The sequence below is a fragment of the Agrobacterium tumefaciens genome (genome assembly GCF_009649785.1).
Classification (GTDB): domain Bacteria; phylum Pseudomonadota; class Alphaproteobacteria; order Rhizobiales; family Rhizobiaceae; genus Agrobacterium; species Agrobacterium tumefaciens.
On record NZ_WJOK01000031.1, the window covers coordinates 1 to 22,211 of the forward strand.

Annotated in this window: 19 protein-coding genes; 8 read left to right on the top strand and 11 right to left on the bottom strand. The window is 59.1% G+C overall.

All coding sequences use genetic code 11. From position 1 onward, the window contains the following. Positions 1-169: 169 nt before the first annotated feature. Both aac(6') and bglA read right to left on the bottom strand, forming a co-directional pair. Complete coding sequence (aac(6'), locus tag GH784_RS23965) at positions 170-625, bottom strand: aminoglycoside 6'-N-acetyltransferase (protein WP_065702289.1); 456 nt, start codon at positions 623-625, stop codon at positions 170-172. Then, entirely contained in the window at positions 622-2,286 is a 1,665-nt protein-coding gene (gene bglA / locus GH784_RS23970) for a beta-galactosidase BglA (protein WP_065687128.1), read from the bottom strand. Before bglA ends, aac(6') begins: the two co-directional genes overlap by 4 nt. 155 nt (positions 2,287-2,441) lie before the next feature. Between bglA and GH784_RS23975 the strand changes: the two genes are divergently transcribed. Both GH784_RS23975 and GH784_RS23980 read left to right on the top strand, forming a co-directional pair. Then, positions 2,442-3,362, top strand: a complete 921-nt coding sequence (locus GH784_RS23975) for a sugar kinase (protein WP_003513625.1) — start codon at positions 2,442-2,444, stop codon at positions 3,360-3,362. Positions 3,363-3,572: 210 nt separating this feature from the next. After that, positions 3,573-4,622, top strand: a complete 1,050-nt coding sequence (locus tag GH784_RS23980) for a bifunctional monoglucosyl/glucuronosyl diacylglycerol synthase (RefSeq protein ID WP_013636642.1) — start codon at positions 3,573-3,575, stop codon at positions 4,620-4,622. 190 nt (positions 4,623-4,812) lie between these two features. Here GH784_RS23980 and GH784_RS23985 read toward each other — a convergent pair whose 3' ends face one another. The 4 genes from GH784_RS23985 to GH784_RS24000 form a co-directional block, all read right to left on the bottom strand. Next, on the bottom strand, positions 4,813-5,421 hold the full coding sequence (locus GH784_RS23985; protein ID WP_065702288.1) for a DUF2026 family protein: 609 nt from the start codon (positions 5,419-5,421) through the stop codon (positions 4,813-4,815). 206 nt (positions 5,422-5,627) lie between these two features. Then, positions 5,628-7,058: a ribosome biogenesis GTPase Der gene (gene der, locus GH784_RS23990; RefSeq protein ID WP_003513631.1), complete on the bottom strand. Its 1,431-nt coding sequence runs from the start codon at positions 7,056-7,058 to the stop codon at positions 5,628-5,630. A gap of 33 nt (positions 7,059-7,091) precedes the next feature. Continuing rightward, on the bottom strand, positions 7,092-7,763 hold the full coding sequence (locus GH784_RS23995; protein WP_013636645.1) for a tetratricopeptide repeat protein: 672 nt from the start codon (positions 7,761-7,763) through the stop codon (positions 7,092-7,094). Positions 7,764-7,917: 154 nt separating this feature from the next. Then, entirely contained in the window at positions 7,918-8,502 is a 585-nt protein-coding gene (locus GH784_RS24000) for an NnrU family protein (RefSeq protein WP_065702287.1), read from the bottom strand. Between the two features lie 151 nt (positions 8,503-8,653). Between GH784_RS24000 and GH784_RS24005 the strand changes: the two genes are divergently transcribed. Beyond that, a complete protein-coding gene (locus GH784_RS24005) occupies positions 8,654-9,637 on the top strand; it encodes a polysaccharide deacetylase family protein (protein WP_153793914.1) in 984 nt (327 codons plus the stop codon). A gap of 55 nt (positions 9,638-9,692) precedes the next feature. Here the strand turns inward: GH784_RS24005 and sbmA are convergent, their stop codons facing one another. The 4 genes from sbmA to GH784_RS24025 all read right to left on the bottom strand — a co-directional run bounded on the left by sbmA (position 9,693) and on the right by GH784_RS24025 (position 14,536). Further along, positions 9,693-10,961, bottom strand: coding sequence for a peptide antibiotic transporter SbmA (sbmA, locus tag GH784_RS24010; protein ID WP_003513636.1), 1,269 nt, complete (start codon positions 10,959-10,961; stop codon positions 9,693-9,695). 191 nt (positions 10,962-11,152) lie between these two features. Further along, positions 11,153-12,343: an MFS transporter gene (locus GH784_RS24015; RefSeq protein WP_065702285.1), complete on the bottom strand. Its 1,191-nt coding sequence runs from the start codon at positions 12,341-12,343 to the stop codon at positions 11,153-11,155. Between the two features lie 324 nt (positions 12,344-12,667). Continuing rightward, positions 12,668-13,420: a type I methionyl aminopeptidase gene (gene map, locus GH784_RS24020; RefSeq protein ID WP_003513640.1), complete on the bottom strand. Its 753-nt coding sequence runs from the start codon at positions 13,418-13,420 to the stop codon at positions 12,668-12,670. Between the two features lie 54 nt (positions 13,421-13,474). Next, positions 13,475-14,536: an LLM class flavin-dependent oxidoreductase gene (locus GH784_RS24025; protein ID WP_003513642.1), complete on the bottom strand. Its 1,062-nt coding sequence runs from the start codon at positions 14,534-14,536 to the stop codon at positions 13,475-13,477. Positions 14,537-14,768: 232 nt separating this feature from the next. Between GH784_RS24025 and GH784_RS24030 the strand changes: the two genes are divergently transcribed. The 5 genes from GH784_RS24030 to GH784_RS24050 all read left to right on the top strand — a co-directional run bounded on the left by GH784_RS24030 (position 14,769) and on the right by GH784_RS24050 (position 21,507). Further along, the gene (locus GH784_RS24030; RefSeq protein WP_025594214.1) at positions 14,769-15,545 is read left to right on the top strand and encodes a 3-hydroxybutyrate dehydrogenase; all 777 of its coding nucleotides are present in this window, start codon (positions 14,769-14,771) and stop codon (positions 15,543-15,545) included. 124 nt (positions 15,546-15,669) lie between these two features. Further along, positions 15,670-17,139, top strand: a complete 1,470-nt coding sequence (gene xdhA, locus GH784_RS24035; protein ID WP_065702284.1) for a xanthine dehydrogenase small subunit — start codon at positions 15,670-15,672, stop codon at positions 17,137-17,139. A 3-nt stretch (positions 17,140-17,142) separates the two neighbouring features. Beyond that, complete coding sequence (xdhB, locus tag GH784_RS24040; RefSeq protein ID WP_065702283.1) at positions 17,143-19,482, top strand: xanthine dehydrogenase molybdopterin binding subunit; 2,340 nt, start codon at positions 17,143-17,145, stop codon at positions 19,480-19,482. Between the two features lie 11 nt (positions 19,483-19,493). Beyond that, on the top strand, positions 19,494-20,342 hold the full coding sequence (gene xdhC, locus GH784_RS24045; RefSeq protein ID WP_065702282.1) for a xanthine dehydrogenase accessory protein XdhC: 849 nt from the start codon (positions 19,494-19,496) through the stop codon (positions 20,340-20,342). A 238-nt stretch (positions 20,343-20,580) separates the two neighbouring features. Next, complete coding sequence (locus tag GH784_RS24050; RefSeq protein ID WP_065702281.1) at positions 20,581-21,507, top strand: LysR substrate-binding domain-containing protein; 927 nt, start codon at positions 20,581-20,583, stop codon at positions 21,505-21,507. Here GH784_RS24050 and GH784_RS24055 read toward each other — a convergent pair. Beyond that, positions 21,483-21,821 carry a hypothetical protein gene (locus tag GH784_RS24055; RefSeq protein WP_003513656.1) on the bottom strand — a complete coding sequence of 113 codons (339 nt, stop codon included), beginning with the start codon at positions 21,819-21,821 and terminating at the stop codon, positions 21,483-21,485. The two genes, GH784_RS24050 and GH784_RS24055, sit on opposite strands and share 25 nt — an antisense overlap. Positions 21,822-22,211 lie beyond the last annotated feature (390 nt).

Consider the following 22,211-nt stretch of genomic DNA (forward strand, 5'->3'; position numbering starts at 1 on the left):
AATATGTACTATCGCCTATGGGCAATTTGCATCGCGTCACCAAGTCCAGCGTGGCGCAAGCTCCCGGAATGATCATAAAAGAGCCGAGCGACGTCCGCATAAAAAACACCGGCTCAGACAAGGCGAAACGGACGGATTGCTAAATCGGCTGACTTACAGCATCGGCAAGTCATGAATGCGATGGCAGCAGCTTGCGGAAATAAACCACCCGTTCGGTCTCCTCAAACCCCAGCGCCGCGTGCATGCGGTGTGAATCGACATTGGCAATATCGGCATCGGAGGCAAGCTCGCTCACGCCCCGGCTGATCGCCCAGCGGGTGACCTCGGCGATCAATGCCGCAGCAACGCCCTGACCGCGGAATTCTTCTTCCACATAAACGCCTTCCAGAAACGCAATAGGCGAGGTATCGCATCCGTTGACATAATCACGCCGGAGGCTGACGTCGGCAAAACCGATGGCCATTCCGACCAGATCATAGGCAATGAAACCGGCGTCGTTGTCGGAAAGGTTCTGCAATTCCGCCCTGTGTTCGGCAACAGAGGCATCGGGCCATAAACGGTGGCGCAAAAGGGACCAGTCATCCAGAGATGCTGCGGCGTGCCTGATGGAAAATTGCAGGCTCAAGCGACGACCCCGCAAAACACGTCCAACCCCTCAAGCTTCACGATCCCGGCGTCGAACAGCGGCTCAAAACTTGGCATCGGCAGGATATCCGTGACCTCCATACCCTTCGGGACAGGAAATTCCACCGCCTCACGGGTCAGGTTGAAAACGAAAAGTAGTTTTTCGTCACCCTTGTGGCGCGTGAAGGCCAGCACATCGAGATTGGTCTTGATGAAGTCCATATCGCCGTCGCGCAATGCTCCATGGGTTTTGCGGAAGGACAAGACCGCGCGGTAGTGGTTAAGAACCGAGTCCGGCTTGCGCTCCTGCGCATCCGCCGCCTGCATGGCGTGGGCATAGGGCACCGGCAGCCACGGCTTTTCCGCGCTTGAAAAACCCGCATTCGGCTTGCCGGTTTCCCACACCATCGGCGTGCGGCACCCGTCACGCCCCTTGAAGGCGGGCCAGAAGCGAATGCCGTAGGGGTCACGCAAATCCTCGAAGGCCAGTTCGGCCTCGGTCAGGCCCAGCTCCTCACCCTGATACAGACATATCGAGCCGCGCAGGCTGGCGAGAACGCAGATGGCGAGCTTCGCAACCTGCGTCTGCTCCTCGGAGCCTTCGGAAAACCGGCTCAGATGGCGCACCACATCGTGGTTGGAAAAGGCCCAGCAAACCCAGCCATCCGTCACCACCTTGCCAAAGGTCTCGACCGAGCCCCGCAGGTGTTTTGCGCTGAAATCCGGGCCAAGCAGATCGAAGGTATAGCACATGTTGAGTTTGTCATTGCCGGATGTGTAGGCCGCGACCGTCTTCAGCGAGCGTGCGCCGTCCCCCACCTCGCCCACGGTGGCGCGGCCCTCATATTCATCGAGAAGCGCGCGGAAGCGCTGGAGGAAGGCCACGTTTTCTGGCCGCGTCTTGTCGTAGAGATGATCCTGCATGCCGTAAGGATTGACGTCGGACGCATCGAGGCCAAAGCTTTCGTCGTCCAAAAGCGGCGGGTTGTCGCGCAACAGCTTGTCGTGGAAATAGTGATTGACGGTATCGAGACGAAAACCGTCCACGCCGCGATCGAGCCAGAACCGTACGGTTTCCAGAAGCGCATCCAGAACATCCGGATTGTGAAAATTGAGATCCGGCTGCGAGGCGAGAAAGCTGTGCATGTAATATTGCTTGCGCACGCCATCCCATTCCCATGCCGGCCCGCCGAACACGGAAAGCCAGTTGGTGGGCGCCGTGCCATCCGGTTTGGGATTGGCCCAGACATACCAGTCCGCCTTGCTGTTGATGCGGCTTGCACGGCTGTCCACGAACCAGGGATGCTTATCGGATGTATGCGAAATCACCTGGTCGATGATGACTTTCAGCCCCAGCCGGTGCGCCTCGGCCATCAATGCATCGAAATCGGCAAGCGTGCCGAACATCGGATCGACATTGCAATAATCGGAAACGTCATAGCCCATATCGGCCATGGGGGAGGTGAAGAAAGGCGAGAGCCAGATGGCATCGACGCCGAGCGAGGCGATGTAGGACAGCCGCTTCGTCACCCCGGCAAGATCGCCGTAACCGTCCCCGGTCGTATCCTGAAAGGATCGCGGATATACCTGATAGATCACCGCCCCCTTCCACCAGTCCGATTGCGCTTGGGATTTGTGGACCGGGGCATGGGTTGTCGGCATGAGCGATCTCCTGATGAGGGTTGGTCCGAGAATATAAAGCAGCTGTCCCTGCGTAAACCGGAACTTCGCAAATGCCCAAAATCACCTCGAAGCGGGCTTGTCAGGCACCTCCTGTCGTCGTAATCCCGAAGGTAAAGTAAGTGGAGGATGACGGCGTGGGCGGACGGTTTCTGTCGATTGGCGAATGTATGGTGGAACTGTCGCAGGCCGGAAACGGGCTGCTGCGCAAGGGTTTTGCCGGTGATACCTTCAATACGGCATGGTATGCACGTGCCTGTCTGCCAGAAGACTGGTCCGTCGATTATTTCACGGCACTCGGCGACGATCCTCTTTCGCAGGACATGCTGGCCTTCATTGCAGATGCCGGTATCGGCACGGAAAAAATCCGCCGCATCAAGGGCGGCACACCCGGCCTTTACCTCATCAACCTCAAGGATGGTGAGCGCACCTTCAGCTATTGGCGCAACGCCGCCGCAGCAAGGCAACTCGCAGCAGATGCGGACCACCTGCGCAAGACGGTGGAAAGCGCCGACGTCATCTATTTTTCTGGCATCACGCTCGCCATTCTCGCTTCGCCCCACGATGTAGATACTTTCCTTGCGGAACTGCGCCGCGCCAAGGCAGCGGGCAAGCCCGTGGTCTTCGACCCGAACATCCGCCCGCGCCTCTGGTCCGACAAGGACACGATGCTGGAGACGATTACCAACGGCGCACGCGCCGCAACGCTGGTAATGCCGAGTTTCGATGACGAAGCCAGCCATTTTGGTGACACATCCGTCGAGGCCACAATCGAGCGTTACCGTGCGCTCGGCGTCGCCAACATCGTCGTCAAGGATGGCGCAAAGGGTGCGACACTCGATTTCAGCGGCGCACGCAGCCACGCTCCGGCGGTAGAAGCCGTGGATGTGGTGGATACGACAAGTGCAGGCGACAGTTTCAACGGCGCGTTTCTCGCCCGATATGTAACCGGCAGTTCGCCGCATGACGCCGCCGTCTTTGCCGCACGGGCAGCGGCAACCGTCATCGGCCATCACGGCGCGCTGATCAGCCCCGAGCTTCTTCCGCTGGTCGGATGATGCCAGACGGAACCGGCTTCCTGATACCTGTGCTTGTCACAGGGATGACCAAGAGAGCGCATTACGGACAAGAGCAAGCTTGTATGTGCAAAGGACACTTCTCTACCCTCATCCGCCCTGACATGATCCTGTAACACGCACGCCGCATATACGGGCGGAAGCCGGGTGGTGGGGAATCGCCCGTGCGCAGTCGAGCAGGATCGGTGTTTCATGACGAGAATCACGATTGTCACAGATGCCTGGCACCCGCAGGTCAACGGCGTGGTCCGTTCCATCGAAAATACCAATACGGAACTCGCGCGGCTGGGCGTGGATGTGCACATGGTGACACCGCAGAGTTTCTACAGCATCCCCTGCCCGACCTATCCGGAAATCCGCCTGTCAGTCGCCGGCTATCGCCGTGTCGCGGCGGAGATTGAAAAAAGCCAGCCCTCCTTCGTCCACATCGCCACCGAGGGTCCGCTGGGTTTCATGGCGCGGCGCTGGTGCGTGAAGAACAGGATGCGTTTTTCCACCAGCTATCACACCCGCTTTCCCGAATATGTCGCGGCGCGCTTCCCCATCCCGGAAAGCTGGCTTTACGCTTTCGTGCGCTGGTTTCACAATGGCGGCAACACCTGCATGGTGGCGACGCCAAGCCTCGAGACCGAGCTTGAGGCCCGCGGGGTTCGCAACTTGAAGCGCTGGAGCCGCGGCATCGATGCCGAACTGTTCCATCCACGTCCAAAAACGTCGCTGCCTTTCGATCTGCCAAGACCGATCTTCATGACGGTCGGTCGTGTGGCGGTGGAAAAGAACCTGCCTGAATTCCTCGACCTCGAGCTGCCCGGATCGAAGGTCGTGATCGGCGATGGCCCGGCCCGCCATGAATTACAGGAAAAATATCCGGACGTGCTGTTTACCGGCATCAAGACCGGGGAAGAACTCGCGGCTGCCTATGCGCAGGCCGATGTCTTCGTTTTCCCGTCCAAGACCGACACATTCGGCAACACCATTCTGGAAGCGCTGGCGAGCGGTGTGCCGGTGGCCGCCTTCCCCGTTACCGGGCCGATCGACATTCTCGGCGGCAATCCCGGGGCAGGCGCGCTGAATGACAATCTTCGCGACGCGTGTCTTGCAGCGCTCCATTGTTCATCGCAGGAGGCTCTGGCGCTTTCCAAAAGCTACAGCTGGGAAAAGGCATCGCGGCAATTCCTCGACAACGTCATTCACGCCGCCGGAAAATCCCTGCCGCTTTTGTCCCGCTCACGACTTGCCTGACGTGGAGACACATTGATCCCCGACATTTTATCGGGGAACGGTGGACGAAACAAAGCAGGAGTGTCACAAGACGATCTGGACGCGACCGCCGTTATCTTTAGAACGGGGTCGGGCTGCTGATTGACGTCAGGCGGCTGCCGCGAGATCACGCTGGCCGTCCTAATTTCACAAAGACTTATCCCGTCTCAGATCACCACGCGCCGACGAGCGCCTGGCCGGAAAGCGGCACCGTCCGCGCCTTGCCGTTCCGCTCCGTGACCGAAAGCGACGGGGACATCTGTTTCGGCGACTTGCGGAACCAGTTTGCGGCGACGCTCGCCAGATCGCCAATCATCGCCTGCTTATGCCAGTCGGCAAAACGCCGCGCGGTGGCTTCCGGCTCGGAGCGGTAGAAGAAATTGCCGGAATGATCGAGATCGTTGATAGAAGCCGCCATGGCCGATAGCGGACGCTGAAACATCTTCGGGGGCACGGAAAGTTCGCGTGCGCTCTGCGAAAAAGCGGGCGCCATGAAATCGATAGCCCATCCGTCCGCTTCGACCCAGCAATGGAAATTATCGCCAGCGCCCGTTACGTAACCATCGTCACGATGGTCCGCAAAAAGCATGACCGTCCCGCCCAGATTATAAGCGGCAAGCCCGCCCTTCGGCACAGCTTTCACCTTGTAATGCTGCTGAAGGATGAAGGCGCCGAAGGTGCTGAAATACATGCAGGCCGTAGCCGGGTCGGCATTGTCGTTGACGAGCAGGCTGTTGATGACGCGGTAAATCCGGTGATAGTCGGTCTGCTTGATCAACATGGTTTTTTACTCGCCAGTTTTATGATTATCGGAAGGCAACGGGAGAGACCGGTTCACCGTCGATCTCGATATTGGTGAGACCTCTGCCCCACGCAACGTCATCCTCGGGCTTGTCCCGAGGATCTACCTCCCGAGTCGCAAAATCGAAAGTTTGCAGATTCTCGGGACTAGCGCGAGAATAACGGAGGGAGGTTTTCAGCAGCCGATTACCGCCTCTTCTTCGCCTTGCTCTCGAACGGATTATCGGAGCCACGATAATGCACGCGGATCGGCACGCCCGGCATGTCGAAATCCTTGCGCAGACCGTTCACCAGATACCGCGTATAGCTCTCCGGAATGGCTTCCGGTCGGGTGCAGGAAATCATGAAGGCCGGCGGTCGCGCCTTTACCTGCGTCATGTATTTCAGCTTGAGGCGGCGGCCGGAAACGGCCGGCGGCGGATGCTGCGTGGTCTGCGCATCGAGCCAGCGGTTGAGCTTGGCGGTCGAGATGCGGCGGTTCCAGATCTTGTCGGTATCGATGATGTTCTGCATCAACCGGTCAAGGCCATAGCCCGTCTGGCCGGACATCGGCACGGCGCGAATGCCGCGGGCCTGCGGCAGAAGCCGCTCGGTCTTTTCACGCAGATCGGCCAGAAACGCCTGCGGATCTTCAACCAGATCCCATTTGTTGAAGGCAAGCACGGCGGCGCGGCCTTCGCGGATAACGAGATCGACCAGCTGCAGGTCCTGCTTTTCGAACGGAATGGTGCTGTCAAACACGATCACCACCGTTTCGGCGAAACGAATGGAGCGCAGGGAATCCGCGACCGAGAGCTTCTCCAGCTTTTCCGTTACCCTGGCCTTGCGGCGCATGCCGGCCGTGTCGAACATCTTGATGGTGCGGCCGCGCCAATCCCACTCGACGGAAATACTGTCGCGGGTAATGCCCGCTTCCGGGCCGGTTAGCAGGCGGTCTTCACCAAGGAAACGGTTGATGAGGGTGGACTTGCCCGCATTCGGTCGGCCGATGATGGCGACGCGCAGCGGCTTGGTCTCGTCATAAACAGGCTCTTCTTCTTCCTCTTCCTCGCTGCCGGGCTCAGTGCGCGGAAGAACGATATCGGTCTCCGCCTCATCCACTTCAGGCGGGAAGGCAACGTCTTCGCCAATCGCCTCGACGATGGCGTCGCGCAGGTCGATCATGCCCTGGCCATGTTCGGCAGAGATGGCGCACGGATCGCCAAGACCAAGCGTAAAGGCATCGTAGAAGCCCGCATCGGAACCGCGCGCCTCGGACTTGTTGGCCACCAGAACCACCGGCTTGCCACGACGGCGCAGCATTTCGGCCAGCGTTTCATCGGCGGGCGTCAGGCCTGCCTTGGCGTCAACGACAAAAAGCGTCACATCGGCTTCGTCGATCGCCGCTTCGGTCTGCGCCCACATGCGGCCCTGAAGCGTCTCCGGTCCGGATTGCTCCAGACCGGCAGTATCGATGATGGTGAAACGAAGGTCGACAAGCTTCGCGTCGCCGGGGCGGCGGTCACGGGTCACGCCCGGCGTATCGTCGACAAGCGCCAGCTTCTTTCCGACCAGACGGTTGAAAAGCGTGGACTTGCCGACATTGGGGCGCCCGACTATGGCGACGGTGAAGCTCATTGATCGTTCATCCTTGGAGGTGGGAAAGCCGTGTTAGACAGCTTTGCCCGAAGCAGTGATATTGTCGAGCATGATCTGCGCGCGGTTCGTCACATTGCGTGGCGCCTGCGCGTCGCTGACGATCTGCTCGAACCATTGTTTGGCCTTGGTGAAATCGCCAGCCTTGTAGGCGGCAAGACCAAGGGCTTCGCGAGCCGATGCACGCATGGTCTGGCCTTCGCCGCTCAACGGCTCCGCAAGTGCAACGACCTGATCATACGTACCGTTGTCAACCAGCAGCCACGCCGCGCGCACCTTCGCCGTATCGCGGAAGACCTGCGGGGCAGACGTGTCGTTGCCGATCGCGGTGAAGGCAGCGATGGCGCCGGCCGCATCGCCCTTCTGCGAAAGCAGCGTCGCAGAACGGAACTTCGCCAGCACCGGATAATTGCCATGACCGGAGGTTTCAAGATCGGCAAAGGCCTTCAGCGCTTCGTCCGTCTTGTTGTCGGAAGCAAGCTTCAGCGCCGCAATGAACTGGTCGCCGGAATTGGAAGCGCGGCTGGTGTTCCAGTATTCGTAGATGCCAGCACCGGCGGCGCCCACAACCACGAGAACGGCTGCGCCAACGACCACGATACCGTAGCGGCCCCAGAAACGGGAAAGCTGCTCGGAACGGATCTGCTCGTTCACTTCGCGGATAAAGGTATCATTTTCGTTTGCCATCAAATTCTCCGTTACCCGCGCGGAGATCGTCGCCGATCCATCCGTTCGCAGACATACCAAGCCGCTTACCCGGGTCAGCAAAAGTCCGGCCGACGGGTCATGGTCGGCCTTCTAGCCTATTTTGCCTGATATGTAAGGGGGAAACGTTGATTTCCTACATGGCGATGGGCTGAACGCCGATCAACCATTCGTGCAGTTTCAGGATGAAAGCGCCCCAGAGAACGATGCCGCCGACGATGGCCACCAGATCGTAACGGCCCGAGACGAAGGGACGGACCACTTTTTCACCCGCTCTTTCCCGGCGCTTCAGCGAAATTCGCATCACCACACCCCAGGCGAGGAACGATGCAAAGAGAAGAATCGAAGAGGTCTCTCCATTCGCCAGAAGATGGGCGAGCGCCCAGATCTTGACCGCCAGAATGAGCGGATGTTTGGTTCTGGTTGCGATGTGGCCAGCCGGGATGAGGCTGGCGATAAGACAGATCATCGCGGGCAGCATCAGGGTCACGGCGAGATGGCTCGTCCAGACCGGCGGGTTCCACAGAACGCCGGTTTCCTGTCGCGCCTCGCCAAACGCATAGATGACGAGACCGAGCGTTATGAGGCTTGCGAGAGAATAGACGCCCTTGAACGGTCCTTCTCCCATCTTCGCGATCATCCGCGCGCGAAATCGCGGCGCAAACACCTTCAAAAGATGCGTCAGGAAAAACAAGGCAAGACAGAGTACGAGAAAAAGCATGGAACACGGTCCCCCGGTGGAACGGAATGCGGCCTCATTACCGCGACGCAGAAAAGGAATTAGGCTGAAAGACGTAAAAAAGCCAGTTTATTCAAAGCTTCGCCTTATTCCACCCGCAAAAGGCAGCGGTGTTTCACATGACGGATGCCTGATGTTTCGCCCATTGACTGCTTTTTCCCTGTCGCTCTGCCTTGCCCTTCCCGCTTTTGCCGAAAATGCGGAGAAGCCGAAGCAGCTCGTCATCGTTTCTTTCGACGGTGCGGGCGACAATTCGCTGTGGGAAAGAAGTCGTGCGACGGCGAAGGAGGTCGGCGCGCATTTCACCTATTTCCTTGCCTGCACACTGGTGATGGACCGCAAGACCAGCGCCAAGACCTATCAAGGCCCCGGCCAGAAGGCCGGGCGCTCCAATGTCGGCTTTGGCCAGTCGCCGGAAGAGGTGGAGACGCGGCTGCGCAACATCTGGTCGGCCTATCGCGAAGGTCACGAGATCGGCAATCACACCTGCGGGCATTTCGATGGCGGCCAATGGACCGCCGAGCAATGGGACGGCGAGTTCACCACCTTCACCAGCACGCTGGAAAATGCCTGGCAGATGATTGGCAAGAAGGGTGAAGAACCCGAAGGCTGGCGCGACATGGTGAAAAACATCGACGGTTTCCGCGCGCCCTATCTTTCGCAGGGGCCGGCGCTGACCGCGGCTCAGAAGAAACACGGCTTCGTTTATGACGCCACCAGCATCACCAAGGGACCGGAATGGCCGGTGGAGCGCGGCGGCATCGAACATTTCGGCCTGCCGCTGGTTCCGGAAGGCCCCGGCAATCGCCCGATCATCGCCATGGACTACAATCTCTTCATCCGCCACTCCATCGGCATCGAGACGCCGGACCGCGCGCAGGAATTCGAGGACCGCGCCTATGCGGCGTTCCGCACCGCGTTCGACAAGCAGTATAATGGCGAACGCATCCCTCTGCAGATGGGCTTCCATTTCGTGAAGATGAATGGCGGCGCCTATTGGAACGCCTACGAGCGGCTGCTGCGCGAAGTCTGCCGCAGGGACGATGTCGCCTGCGTGAGTTACGCCGAGGCCATGCCGATCATCAAGGCGCGCAGGAAGCAGAAGACCGAGGGCTAAGGTCCCCGGATACAATGCAAAAGGGCGGCCAGTCGGCCGCCCTTTTTGTTTTCCGTCAGGGCTTGTTGGCCGCCAGCTCTCCGGCTTCCGCTTCCCGCTGAAGATAACGCTCGTCGATTTCAGGCAGTGGCTTGTCATCGATCGCGGCCTCGAAAGCCACAAGACGTTTGTGGATGGACAGCAGCTCGATGATCGTGGTCCAGGAATTGACCAGATACTGGAACGAATTACTGACCTGACCGAAGGCCGTGGCGATCTGCTGGTAGATACCATAGGTGATCTTGCCCGCCACGATGGTGGGAACAAGCATCAGGAGCAAGAACACGGCATCGGCCTGAATGTAGAAATACCGCGCGACGTTGAAGTAGAGGTAGTGCCAATACATGCGGAAATAGTTTTTCCGCACATTGGAGTAAAGCTCCTTGACAGTCGGCGGCTGGGCGCGGTCGGCGTGATCCTCACCGTAGACCAGTTCCTTGCGATAGGCCGCTTCCACACGCTGGTTGCGGAAATTCAGGCCGGGCAGCTTGATGCCGACCGTCGCCAGAAGCACGGTGCCGAACACGGACCAGACAATCGCCAGCCAGAACAGCGCGTGCGGCACTTCGCCAAGGATCGGCAATTCGGAGACGTACGACGACAGCGCAAACAGGATCGGCAGAAACACAACAAGCGTCATGACCGAATTGATCAGGGTAATACCCAATCCCTCCAGCGTGGAGGAGAACCGCATCGTATCTTCCTGAACGCGCTGCGAGGCACCTTCGATGTGGCGCAGCTTTTCCCATTTTGACATGTAGAAGTCGTTCATCGCGGTGCGCCAGCGGAAGATATAATGGCTGGTGAAGAAATCCGTGAGGATCGACACAGCCATGCTGAGAAAGGCGATCTTGGCGAAGACAATCTGAAGACTGTAAAAATCCCAGACTTCGATACCCGGCTGTTTTGACAGCGCATTTTGCAGGAGATCGCCGAAAGGCCGCCGGAAATTGTTGATGACGACGGAAATCTGAACGCCGAAATAGGTCACCGCGATAATCAGCAGCGATCCCCATATGGACCAGAACTTCCAGGGGTGATCCTTGGCGAGAACGGTCCAGACAGCCCCGAACAACACCAGGCACAATGCCAGATAGGCGTAGAAGAACAGATTGGCGGGAACCAGAAAATAGCTGAGATCGTAAGGTTCTTGCTCGGGCATCACGTAGCCCCAAGACCTGCCTAGCCCTTCAACGATGAAGTACCATCCAAGAATGGCGACAAAGGCCCAGACGATGGCGGAGGTGAAGAACAATTTCGGTTTGGGAAAGAAAGAATGAAACACGTTTAGAACTCACGCGCGTTTGAAGTCAGCCATTATTGGCGAAGCACTAGATGGCCCGAACCTAGGGCAGAAATTTGTGCACAGCAACGAAGAAGCGACGACCTTAACAAGATGTAAGGCGCAAAAGGCGGATCGATCCCGCAAGGAACCCCTGAAATCGCCCCTTGGAGGCGCAATATGCCCGGGCGAATTTAGCGCCGCCGCTCCGTGGCGAGAACCGGTAGCATCAAGAGAATGCTGGCGACAAGCACGCCAGAGGCGAGAATACTTGGTGCAGTAAAACTTCCCGTCACCTCGGCAATCCAGCCGGCGGCGAGTGGTCCGACGATCTGTCCAGTACCGAAGGCTGCCGTCATCAGGGCAAAGGCGCGGCGTGGGCTTGGGCCTGCGAATTCCCGGCCGAGCTGAAGGCCATAGGCGGTGATGACCATGAAGGTCAGCCCCAGAAGCAGACCGCCGGCAAGCACGCCCGGAACGGGTGGCAGCATGACGGAAGCGAAGACGCCGACGGCTTCCACGGCAAGCACGATCACGAAAGCGCGCTTCAGCCCTTGCGATTTCAAGACCGGCTTCCAGAGGAAAAGCGAAATGGCGGCGGCACATCCCGTCACGAACCAGGCCAGAAACTCCACGAAAGCGCCGGCAGCAGCCATGCGGGCAATCGCAACAATGAAGGTGGCGGTGATGACGTAACCGAAGCCGAACAGCCCATAGGCGAGCGTCGTCAGAAAAAGCGGCTTCGTCCATTTGAGCGGCGGCTCCGACAGCGCAGAGGCATGCCGGGGTGGCCCGGCGGGCAGCACCCGCCAGACGAGAAGAAACGTAGCGAAGGAAAAGACGGCACCGGCAATCCACTCCTCCCGCCAGGAGGCACCGCCGCCATCAAAAACGACGCCGATGAGATAGACCACAAGCGAGGAAATCGCGATGCCGGCACCGACGCCGCCATAATGCAGCGCCTGAATATGGTCCTTGCCGGCTTTCATGGCGTGGCCGATGACGATCTGCGACGTGAAGATCATGGTCATCGCACTGGCAATGCCGGCGAAAAACCGGATCAGGGTGAAGGCCGCAACGGAGTTGAATGCGGCCATGGCGAGCAGCAACGCGCCCGTGGAAAACAAGCCGCAAAGGGCGACCAGCCGTTCCCGTCCCGAGCCCCATGAATAGGCGGCGAGAACCGCCCCCGCGAGATAACCGGCGAAATTTCCAGCCGCGACGATACCCGCATCCCCCGCCGATAGCGGAACATCAGCCATCATGCCGGGAAGAATGGGGGTGAAGGAAAAACGGCCGAAGCCCATGGCGGACGCCATCATCAAGGCGCCGGCGAAACCGAGTGCAGTCAGATGTTTGGGGGAAAGTGGCTTGTCGATGCTCATGTACGGCTTATCGCAACCGCACTGCCACGGAACAAGCGAGTTATTTTGATCGGCAGCATAAGCCGTCTTTGTTGGTACGAGATGCAAGGACCTTGTTGTCTGCGCATCCTTATCCACCCTCATTCCTGTGCTTGTCACAGGAATCCAACCGACGCGCGTCCGCGCGGCGAGAGAAGTCCTTTCAGCCCAAGGACTTGGGCTGGCTGGATCCCTGTGACAGGCACAGGGATGAGGGAGGAGAAAGGTCAACGAATGCGGCAAACGTCGTAATTGGCGCACTCAGCTACGAAACTTGGTGTCTCGTAAAGTGGCGGTCTTCACCACTCACTCAACCAGCGTCAGCACCAGCGGGCCGTTCTTCGTAGCAACCACGGTATGTTCATACTGCACGGTCGGCGCGCTCGGATCGCTATAGAGCGTCCACGGATCGTCGTCGCCATCTTCGGCCCAATAGGCACCCGTCGACAGGAAGGGTTCAACGGTGAAGACCATGCCCTCCTGCATGATGCGCCGCTCACCCTTGTCCGGCCAGGTCGCCAGTTCCTTCGGCTCCTCATGCAGGGAGCGGCCGATGCCGTGGCTCGCCAGATTGGTGATCAGCGTGTAGCGGTTCTTTTTTGCAAAGGAGCCGATGGCATTGCCGATATCGGCAAAGGGCCGACCGGTTTTCACCTGCTGCAAGCCCGTCCACATGGCGCGCTTGCCATCGCGGCACAGCCGCTCGATCTCCTTTTTCACCGGCGGCACGGCGAAAGACGAACCCGTATCGCCGAAGAAACCGCTCTTCACCGCCGAGACATCGATATTGACGAGATCGCCCGCCTTGATGATGCGCGGGCCGGGAATGCCATGCGCAACCTCTTCGTTGACGCTGATGCAGGTCGCGCCGGGAAACTGGTAGCAGAACTCCGGCGCCGATTGCGCGTCGTTATCCTCCAGTACCTTTCGGCCGATCGCATCCAGTTCGGCCGTGGTGATACCGGGTTCCAGCGCATCCGCCATGGTCTGCATGGCCACGGCGCAGATGCGACCGATATCCTTTAGCAAAACCAGTTCTTCGTCGGTGGAGATGACCATGTTTTTGTCCGTCGTTCTAAATGGCGGGTCTGAAGACGCCCGCCTTGGTAATAATCAGGCCGTGGCTTTCACCGGATCGGCACTCCCCGTCAATTCTTTTCTGACAACAGGCGCGACTTTCGTACCATAAAGCTCGATGCCGCGCATGATCTGGTCATGCGGCATCAGGCCGATTGCCATCTGCAACAGGAAACGGTCGTTCTTGAAAACGCCATGCGCCTTGATGATCTTTTCCGCCACCAGCTCAGGTTCTCCAAGGAAGAGGTTGCCCTCCGGCCCACGCGCCGCATCGAAATGCGCGCGGTTTGTCGGACCCCAGCCGCGCTCGCGGCCGATGCGGTTCATCACCTCCGCCTGCGGTCCGTAAAACTGGTCCGCTGCCTTGTCGGTGGTGTCGGCAATGAAGCCGTGCACGTTGATGCTGGTGCGCAGCCTGGTCTTTTCCTGCCCCGCCCGGCGTGCAGCTTCGTGATAGAGATCGAACAGCGGCGCGAAGCGGCGATATTCGCCGCCGATGATGGCGAGCGCCACCGGCAGCCCCATGGCGCCGGCCCGCGCCACCGATTGCGGCGTGCCGCCAACCGCGATCCAGACCGGCAGACGCTCCTGAAGAGGACGCGGATAGACCCCGCGCCCATTGATGGCCGGATGTTTGGTGCCGGACCAGGTGACGATTTCGTTCTCGCGCAGCGCCAAGAGCAGGTCGAGCTTTTCCGCAAACAGCACGTCATAGTCTTCGAGGTCGTAACCGAACAGGGGGTAAGATTCGATGAAGGAACCGCGCCCGGCCATGATTTCGGCACGGCCGTTCGACAGGAGATCGACGGTGGAGAATTGCTGGAAGACCCGGACCGGATCATCCGAACTCAGAACCGAGACAGCGCTCGTCAGGCGGATATTCTTCGTCTTGACCGCCGCCGCCGCAAGCACGGTGGAGGGTGAGGACGCGACATAGTCCGGGCGGTGATGTTCACCCAGCCCAAACACATCCAGTCCGACCTGATCGGCAAGCTCGATTTCCTCAAGCAGTTCGCGCAGCCGGCGCGCACCTTCCGGCCCACGGCCATCGGCGGGGTTGGGATTGACATCCGCAAAAGTGTAAAGACCGAGTTCCATAGACGATACCTCTGTTTGATTGTCTGAGAGATAGGCACGGACGGCCCTCCAGACAAATGCAAAATCTGGCGTAAAATCTGGATGCTTAGCTTCGAAAAAGTGGATGGGCGCCGGCGCATTATGCCCCATGCCGGCCTCCCCCGAAATCGCGCCCGAAATCGCGATTGCCAGCCCGCCCCCTTTGGGCATAACCTGCTTAAATATGTGCGAAGTAATGCAAAAAGGGGAAAGCATGCATCGGACAGTTATCGTGACAGGCTCCACAAGTGGCATCGGCCTTGGCATCGCACAGAGATTTGCGAGGGAGGGCGCGAATATCGTGCTGAATGGCTTCGGCGACGAAGACGAAATTGAAAAACTCCGCCTCTTGCTGGAAGCCGAAAGTGGCGGGCGTGTGCTCTACCACCCGGCAGATATGACGAAACCGGACGAGATTGCCGATCTCATCAATTCCGCGCATGAAAAGCTTGGTTCGGTCGATGTGCTCGTCAACAATGCCGGCATTCAGCATATCGCTCCGATCGAGGAGTTTCCGACGGAAAAGTGGGATTGGATCATCGCCATCAATCTGACCAGTTCCTTCCATACGATGCGCGTTGCGATACCCCTGATGAAGAAGGCCGGCAAAGGCCGTATCATCAACATTGCCTCTGCCCACGGTCTCGTCGCCTCGCCGTTCAAATCGGCCTATGTGGCAGCCAAGCACGGCATCATGGGCCTGACGAAGACGGCGGCGCTCGAGCTTGCGCAGACGGGCGTCACCGTCAACGCCATCTGTCCCGGTTATGTGCTGACGCCGCTCGTCGAAAAGCAGATACCGGAAATGGCCAAGGTGCGCGGCATCAGCGAAGAGGCGGTGAAGAACGACGTGATGCTGGAATTGCAGGCGACAAAGCAATTCGTCACCATCGATGACGTGGCGGCAGCGGCGCTGTTTCTGGCAAGCGATGCCGCCAGCAACATTACCGGCACGCATATTTCCGTCGATGGCGGCTGGACAGCGCAATAATCGATGACATCTCTTTCCGTTTTGGAAACAATGAATTGCCAAAACGGAAATCGATATGCGCGCGCGGGCGTGCATAGATAGCAGATTGGGAACCGGCTCAACCGGACAAAAAGCAAGGCAGTGCATGAACGACGCGATCAGCTTCATCTTCAACAGCGAAACCATTTCGCTTAAGGGTTTCGGACCAACAGACACGCTTCTCGATTATCTCCGCCTTCAAAGACGGCTGACCGGGACGAAAGAAGGCTGTGCTGAAGGTGACTGCGGCGCCTGCACGGTGCTGGTCGGGCGGCTTGTTGATGGCTCGCTGCGTTATGAAAGCGTCAATGCCTGCATCCGCTTTTTGGGCTCGCTGCATGCAACCCATATCGTGACGGTAGAGCATCTGGCCGGCCGCGATGGCACGCTTCACCCCGTGCAGCAGGCAATGGTGGATTTCCACGGTTCCCAATGCGGTTTCTGCACGCCGGGCTTCATCATGTCGCTCTACGGCCTGTGGCTTGCCAGCGAAAACCCGTCCCGCGCCGATATTGAAAAGGCACTGCAAGGCAATCTCTGTCGATGCACGGGTTACGAGCCGATTGTACGGGCTGCCGAAAAGATTGCAGCCGCCCGCCCGAGTGCGCTGTTCGACCCGCTGCAACGCGACCGCACCGATATCATGGCAAGGCTCTGGGCGATCCGCGCCAATGAAACCATTACGGTTACCCGCGGCGAAGATCGGACCATCATCCCGGCAACGCTTGCTGAATTGACCGATATCTATGCCGCCGAGCCGAAGGCTACCATCGTTGCCGGTTCCACTGATGTCGGCCTGTGGGTGACAAAGCAGATGCGGGCGCTTAACCCTGTCATCTTCATCAACAACCTCGGCGATCTGCAGGGTATTGCCGTGGATGAGAACGGCGTGACGCTCGGTGCAGGTGTCACCTACAGCCAGGCCTTCAAGACCATTGCAGAACATTTCCCGCCGCTTGCCCGGCTGTTCGATCGTCTTGGCGGCGAACAGGTGCGCAATATGGGAACCATCGGCGGCAACATCGCCAACGGTTCGCCCATCGGCGACACGCCCCCGGCCCTGATCGCGCTCGGCGCCACGCTCACCTTGCGCTCGTCTTCCGGCAGCCGCACCTTTCCGCTGGAAAGCTATTTCATCGATTATGGCAAACAGGACCGGCTGAGCGGCGAATTCGTCGAAAAGCTTTTCATTCCGTTCCAGACGCCGGGAAGTCACTACGCCGTCTACAAGATTTCCAAGCGCCGGGACGAGGATATCTCCGCTCTCTGCGCCGCCTTCAATCTGACGCTCGAGGCCGATGGCACGGTCGAAGACATCCGCATCGCCTTTGGCGGTATGGCCGGCACGCCGAAACGCGCCGCACATCTGGAGGCGGCACTTCTCGGCAAGCCCTGGTCTCAGGAAACGATCGATGCGGCACGCGATGCGCTGGACGATGATTTCACCCCGCTAACCGACTGGCGCGCGACCGCCGAATACCGGCAACTCACAGCCAAGAATTTGCTGACACGGTTTTTCCTCGAGACATCAGGGGAAAAGCAGGAACTTGCCCGCTTCTCGCTGGAGGAGGCTTGAACCATGGACACGACAAGCTTCGATAAGACCAAGACCGAAATCGACGGCCCTGTACACGCCTCGCTCAGGCACGATTCTGCCCATAAACATGTGACGGGCAGCGCCGAATATATCGACGATATTCCCGAACCCGCCGGCCTCGTTCACGGCGCGCTTGGCCTTTCCGACCGGGCCCATGCCGAAATCGTCTCGATGGACCTTTCGGAAGTGGAAGCTGCGCCGGGCGTGTTATGGGTGATGACAGGTAAAGACGTGCCCGGCGAAAACGACGTCTCCTCCGGCGGGCGTCATGACGAGCCGCTACTGGCCGAAACGAAGGTTGAATTTCACGGCCAGCCGATCTTCGCGGTCTTTGCTGAAAGCCGCGATATTGCTCGCAAGGCCGCCCGCAAGGCGAAAATCGTCTACAAGGACCTGCCGCATTTCACCGATATCGACACGGCGATTGAAAATGGCGGCGCGCTCGTCATCGATCCGATGACGCTGAAGCGTGGTGATGCGAAGCTCGAAATGGACGTGGCACCCCGCCGCCTGACCGGTACGATGCGGATCGGCGGGCAGGAGCATTTTTATCTCGAAAGCCACATCGCCATGGCCGTACCGGGCGAGGACGATGAGGTGACGCTGTGGAGCTCCACCCAGCATCCGAGCGAAATCCAGCACATTGTCAGCCACATCCTTCAGGTGCCGTCCAATGCCGTCACGGTGCAGGTGCGGCGCATGGGCGGCGGTTTCGGCGGCAAGGAAACCCAGGGAAACCATTTCGCAGCCCTTTGCGCCATTGCCGCCAAGAAGCTGAACCGGGCCGTGAAAATCCGCCCCGACCGCGACGAAGACATGACCGCCACCGGCAAACGCCACGATTTCCGCGTCGATTACGAGCTAGGCTTCGATGAGGAAGGCCGCATCCACGCCGTCGACGCCACCTATGCGGCCCGCTGCGGCTTTTCCTCCGACCTGTCCGGCCCGGTAACCGACCGCGCGCTGTTTCACGCCGATTCCAGCTATTTCTATCCGCATGTGCATCTGACCTCCCGGCCGCTCAAAACCCATACCGTCTCCAACACCGCCTTTCGCGGTTTCGGCGGCCCGCAGGGCATGCTCGGGGCTGAGCGTTTCATCGAGGAAATCGCCTATGCCGTCGGCAAGGACCCGCTCGATGTCCGCAAGCTCAATTTCTACGGCGAGACCGGTTCGGGCCGCACCACGACCCCCTATCATCAAGAGGTCGAGGACAACATCATCGCCCGCATCGTTGAGGAACTGGAAGCATCCAGTGAATACCGCGCGCGCAGGCAGGCAATTGTCGAGTTCAACAAGACCAGCCCGATCATCCGCAAGGGCATTGCGCTCACCCCGGTAAAATTCGGCATCTCCTTCACCATGACCGCCTTCAATCAGGCGGGCGCGCTGGTGCATATCTATAATGACGGTTCGATCCACCTGAACCATGGCGGCACCGAAATGGGCCAGGGCCTCTACACCAAGGTGGCGCAGGTGGTGGCCGATGCCTTCCAGGTGGATATTGGCCGGGTGAAAATCACCGCCACGACCACGGGCAAGGTGCCCAATACGTCGGCCACGGCCGCCTCGTCCGGTACGGACCTCAATGGCATGGCGGCCTATGACGCTGCCCGCCAGATCCGTGAAAGGCTCATCAAATTCGCCGCCGAGAACTGGAACGTGCCGGAAGAAGAGGTTGTCTTCCTGCCAAACCGGGTGCGCATCGGGCTTGAGGAAGTCGCCTTCAACGATTTCATCAAACGAGCCTATTTCGCCCGCGTCCAGCTTTCCGCCGCCGGTTTTTACAAGACGCCGAAAATCCATTGGGATCGTGCCGCAGGCCGCGGCACGCCGTTTTATTATTTCGCCTATGGCGCGGCCTGTTCGGAAGTGTCGATCGATACACTGACCGGCGAATACATGATGGAACGCACCGATATTCTCCACGATGTCGGCAAGTCGCTGAACCCGGCCATCGATATCGGGCAGGTGGAAGGCGCCTTCGTACAGGGCATGGGCTGGTTGACGACGGAGGAATTATGGTGGGACGGCAAGGGGCGGCTGCGCACCCACGCTCCCTCCACCTACAAGATCCCGCTTGCCTCCGACCGGCCGAAGATTTTCAACGTTCAACTGGCGGAATGGTCGGAAAACGCCGAGCCCACCATCGGCCGCTCCAAGGCCGTGGGCGAACCGCCTTTCATGCTGGCGATCTCGGTTCTCGAAGCACTCTCCATGGCCGTCGCGTCCATCGCCGACTACAAGGTCTGCCCACGCCTCGATGCGCCGGCAACGCCCGAGCGGGTGCTGATGGCGGTGGAACGGTTGAAGAAGGTGTGAGGGGAGACATAATGACGTCCCTCTCCCGCTTCCTCGCCAGCTCCGGACCTGCAATCCTCGTGGAAATCGAGGCCGTGAAAGGGTCATCGCCGCGCGAGGCGGGAACTTTCATGCTGGTAAGCCGGAAGGCGCTGTGGGAGACCATCGGCGGCGGGCAGTTCGAATATATGGCGATAGACCATGCCCGTGCCATGTTGAAGAACGGTACGACCGAAGACGGCATGGATATTCCGCTCGGCCCCGAAATCGGCCAATGCTGCGGCGGCCGCACCCTGCTCCGCTTCCGGCTGGTAACGCCGGACATCGCGGCAGCACTCGAGGCAAGGCTTAAGGCTGAAACCGAGCAGCAGCAGGCCGTCTTCATTTTCGGGGCGGGCCATGTCGGCAAGGCGCTGACAGATGCTCTGTCCCTTCTGCCTTTGACACTGACCGTGGTGGAAACCCGTGAAAACGAGTTGCGCGATCTTTCAGCCGGTGTCGTATCCGTGCTGACCCCCATGCCGGAAGCGCTGATCGCGAAAATTCCCGCAAACGGCGCTGCGATCATCGTCACCCACGATCACGCACTCGATTTCCTGATTGCAAAGGAAGCGCTTGCCCGCGACGATCTCGCTTATGTAGGCATGATCGGCTCGAAAACCAAACGCGCCACCTTCGCCCATTGGCTGGAGCGGGAGGGAGAACCCACTACCCGCCTTCAAAAACTCATCCTGCCGATCGGTGGAAGTAGCGTCAGGGACAAGCGCCCCGCCGTCATAGCGGCCCTTGTGGCAGCCGAGTTGCTGCAAGCATTTTCCGCTGCCGAAACCCGTCGCACCGAAAATCAGCGCGGCCATCCTCAAGACCAAGATCACGCCTGATCCCGTCGGGCAGGCTTTCATCTACCAGATTGTCCGGTCGAAGGCTTTCAAGGAAAAACCGTTCCGCGGTCCGCAGACCCGCGCGCAGGCGGGACCACGCGCGCAAGAGTGCTGTGCGCATGTTCGTCTCCATTTAAAAAATGTCAGAAGCTCAGTTGATGAATTGAGCTAAAAATGCTCTGTTTTCCGGATAAAAACCAATGAAACCTTTGGCAGTTGGCATAAAGAGAACTTATCCATGAAAATGTCCCGCCAGTTCCCCCTGAACGCCCTGCGCGTGTTCGAAGCCGCCGCCCGGCATCTCAGCTTCACCAAGGCCGGTGAGGAACTGGGTATGACGCAGACGGCGGTCAGCTATCAGGTGAAACTGCTGGAAGAGAATGTTGGCGAGCCGCTTTTCATCAGAAAGGCGCGGCAGGTTGTGCTGACCGAGGCCGGGCAGAAACTGGCGCCGAAAGTTGCGGAAGCCTTCAACACTTTACGGGAGGCCGTCGACAATGTCCGTGACACCTCTGACTCCACCCTGACCATTCACTCCACCGCGACTTTCGCATCGCGCTGGCTTTCGCGGCATCTGGGAGCTTTCCAGCTTGAACATCCCTCGATCGCCGTACGGCTCGACACATCAAGCGCATTGATCGATTTTACGCAGTCCGATTGCGATGTCGCCATCCGCTGGAGCAGCGACGATGGCAAAGGACTGATCTATCATCAGTTGCTGCGGGGCGTTTACACGCCGATGCTGCATCCGAACCTTGCCGAAAGCATCGGCGGATTGAAAAAGCCGGAGGATCTTCTGCGCCTGCGCATCATCGATCCGGGTGACATCTGGTGGAGCCAATGGTTCCGGGAAGTCGGCATCGAAAATCCGGGCCTCGACCGTTATCCGCGCAGCCGCCTCAGCGTGCAGGCTTTCGAAGCCGCAGCGGCAATTGCCAGCCAGGGGGTAGCCATGCTCACCCCTGAACTTTATGCGGACGAGATTGCCCTCGGCCGCCTTTATCAGCCCTTCGAGCACCTCAGCAACGAAGGTAAGAACTACTGGCTCGTCTACCCTGAAAACCGCAGGAACATTCGCAAGATAAGGCTGTTTCGCGACTGGATACTGAAGCGGATCGACGAAAACCGGCCGCAAACATCTCAATACCCCATATCAGGCGCATAAAAGCAGCGCGGCGTGTCCTCGTCCGGGAACAGACAGAGATGATATTCTCCATCCTCGGATCGTCTTGCCTCACGCTGCGACCAGCTGAAGACATGGCGCCGCGTCACCAGACGATGATCGCCGGGCGCAAGCGAGACCTCGTAACCATCCTGCGTGACACGAACACTTCGCGTAGGGATCATCTGGCAATCGCCGGTTTCGGCGTCGCCATTGCAGCAGTAGCTTTCATATTTGAACCCCTTGTGGGATTCATGCGCAAGCGCCGTGGCGTTGAACGCCATCAGCAGGAAAAGAACTGTCAGAACAAGGCGCATCGGCACGGTCTCCGTTGAAAACAACGGCGGCTGCCGGAAGGTCATTGCGTCACTTCATTCAAAATCCAAGCATCAACGCATACCCGGACGCAACGGCACCGGGAACTGCAACACCTGCCCCTGATCTGCCCCCGCCCCCAGGGTTCGCAGCACCCGCTTTCGGAATGAACCGCCAGCGAAAACATGTCATTGAAGCCCTGCGCCTCTGACCGAAAACCGGAAAGAACATGCGCAACATAAATGTGTCAGAGTGCCCTTCGAAGCGTCCTTTCGGACGCAGGTCGCTCCAAGGCCCCGCAGCCCAATAGTTTTGCACATCAGCAGACTGCTCAACGGATAATAGCTGAGTCGCGTTAGCCAGCTAAGCACAAACTCAGCGGCAGGACGGCT

Excerpts from the sequence above, each read along its gene's own strand:
- bglA (WP_065687128.1), bottom strand. The coding sequence starts at position 2,286 with ATGCCGACAACCCATGCCCCGGTCCACAAATCCCAAGCGCAATCGGAC.
- GH784_RS23980 (WP_013636642.1), top strand. The coding sequence starts at position 3,573 with ATGACGAGAATCACGATTGTCACAGATGCCTGGCACCCGCAGGTCAAC.
- GH784_RS23985 (WP_065702288.1), bottom strand. The coding sequence starts at position 5,421 with ATGTTGATCAAGCAGACCGACTATCACCGGATTTACCGCGTCATCAAC.
- der (WP_003513631.1), bottom strand. The coding sequence starts at position 7,058 with ATGAGCTTCACCGTCGCCATAGTCGGGCGCCCCAATGTCGGCAAGTCC.
- GH784_RS23995 (WP_013636645.1), bottom strand. The coding sequence starts at position 7,763 with ATGGCAAACGAAAATGATACCTTTATCCGCGAAGTGAACGAGCAGATC.
- GH784_RS24000 (WP_065702287.1), bottom strand. The coding sequence starts at position 8,502 with ATGCTTTTTCTCGTACTCTGTCTTGCCTTGTTTTTCCTGACGCATCTT.
- GH784_RS24005 (WP_153793914.1), top strand. The coding sequence starts at position 8,654 with ATGTTTCGCCCATTGACTGCTTTTTCCCTGTCGCTCTGCCTTGCCCTT.
- GH784_RS24015 (WP_065702285.1), bottom strand. The coding sequence starts at position 12,343 with ATGAGCATCGACAAGCCACTTTCCCCCAAACATCTGACTGCACTCGGT.
- map (WP_003513640.1), bottom strand. The coding sequence starts at position 13,420 with ATGGTCATCTCCACCGACGAAGAACTGGTTTTGCTAAAGGATATCGGT.
- GH784_RS24025 (WP_003513642.1), bottom strand. The coding sequence starts at position 14,536 with ATGGAACTCGGTCTTTACACTTTTGCGGATGTCAATCCCAACCCCGCC.
- GH784_RS24030 (WP_025594214.1), top strand. The coding sequence starts at position 14,769 with ATGCATCGGACAGTTATCGTGACAGGCTCCACAAGTGGCATCGGCCTT.
- xdhA (WP_065702284.1), top strand. The coding sequence starts at position 15,670 with ATGAACGACGCGATCAGCTTCATCTTCAACAGCGAAACCATTTCGCTT.
- xdhB (WP_065702283.1), top strand. The coding sequence starts at position 17,143 with ATGGACACGACAAGCTTCGATAAGACCAAGACCGAAATCGACGGCCCT.
- xdhC (WP_065702282.1), top strand. The coding sequence starts at position 19,494 with ATGACGTCCCTCTCCCGCTTCCTCGCCAGCTCCGGACCTGCAATCCTC.
- GH784_RS24050 (WP_065702281.1), top strand. The coding sequence starts at position 20,581 with ATGAAAATGTCCCGCCAGTTCCCCCTGAACGCCCTGCGCGTGTTCGAA.
- GH784_RS24055 (WP_003513656.1), bottom strand. The coding sequence starts at position 21,821 with ATGCGCCTTGTTCTGACAGTTCTTTTCCTGCTGATGGCGTTCAACGCC.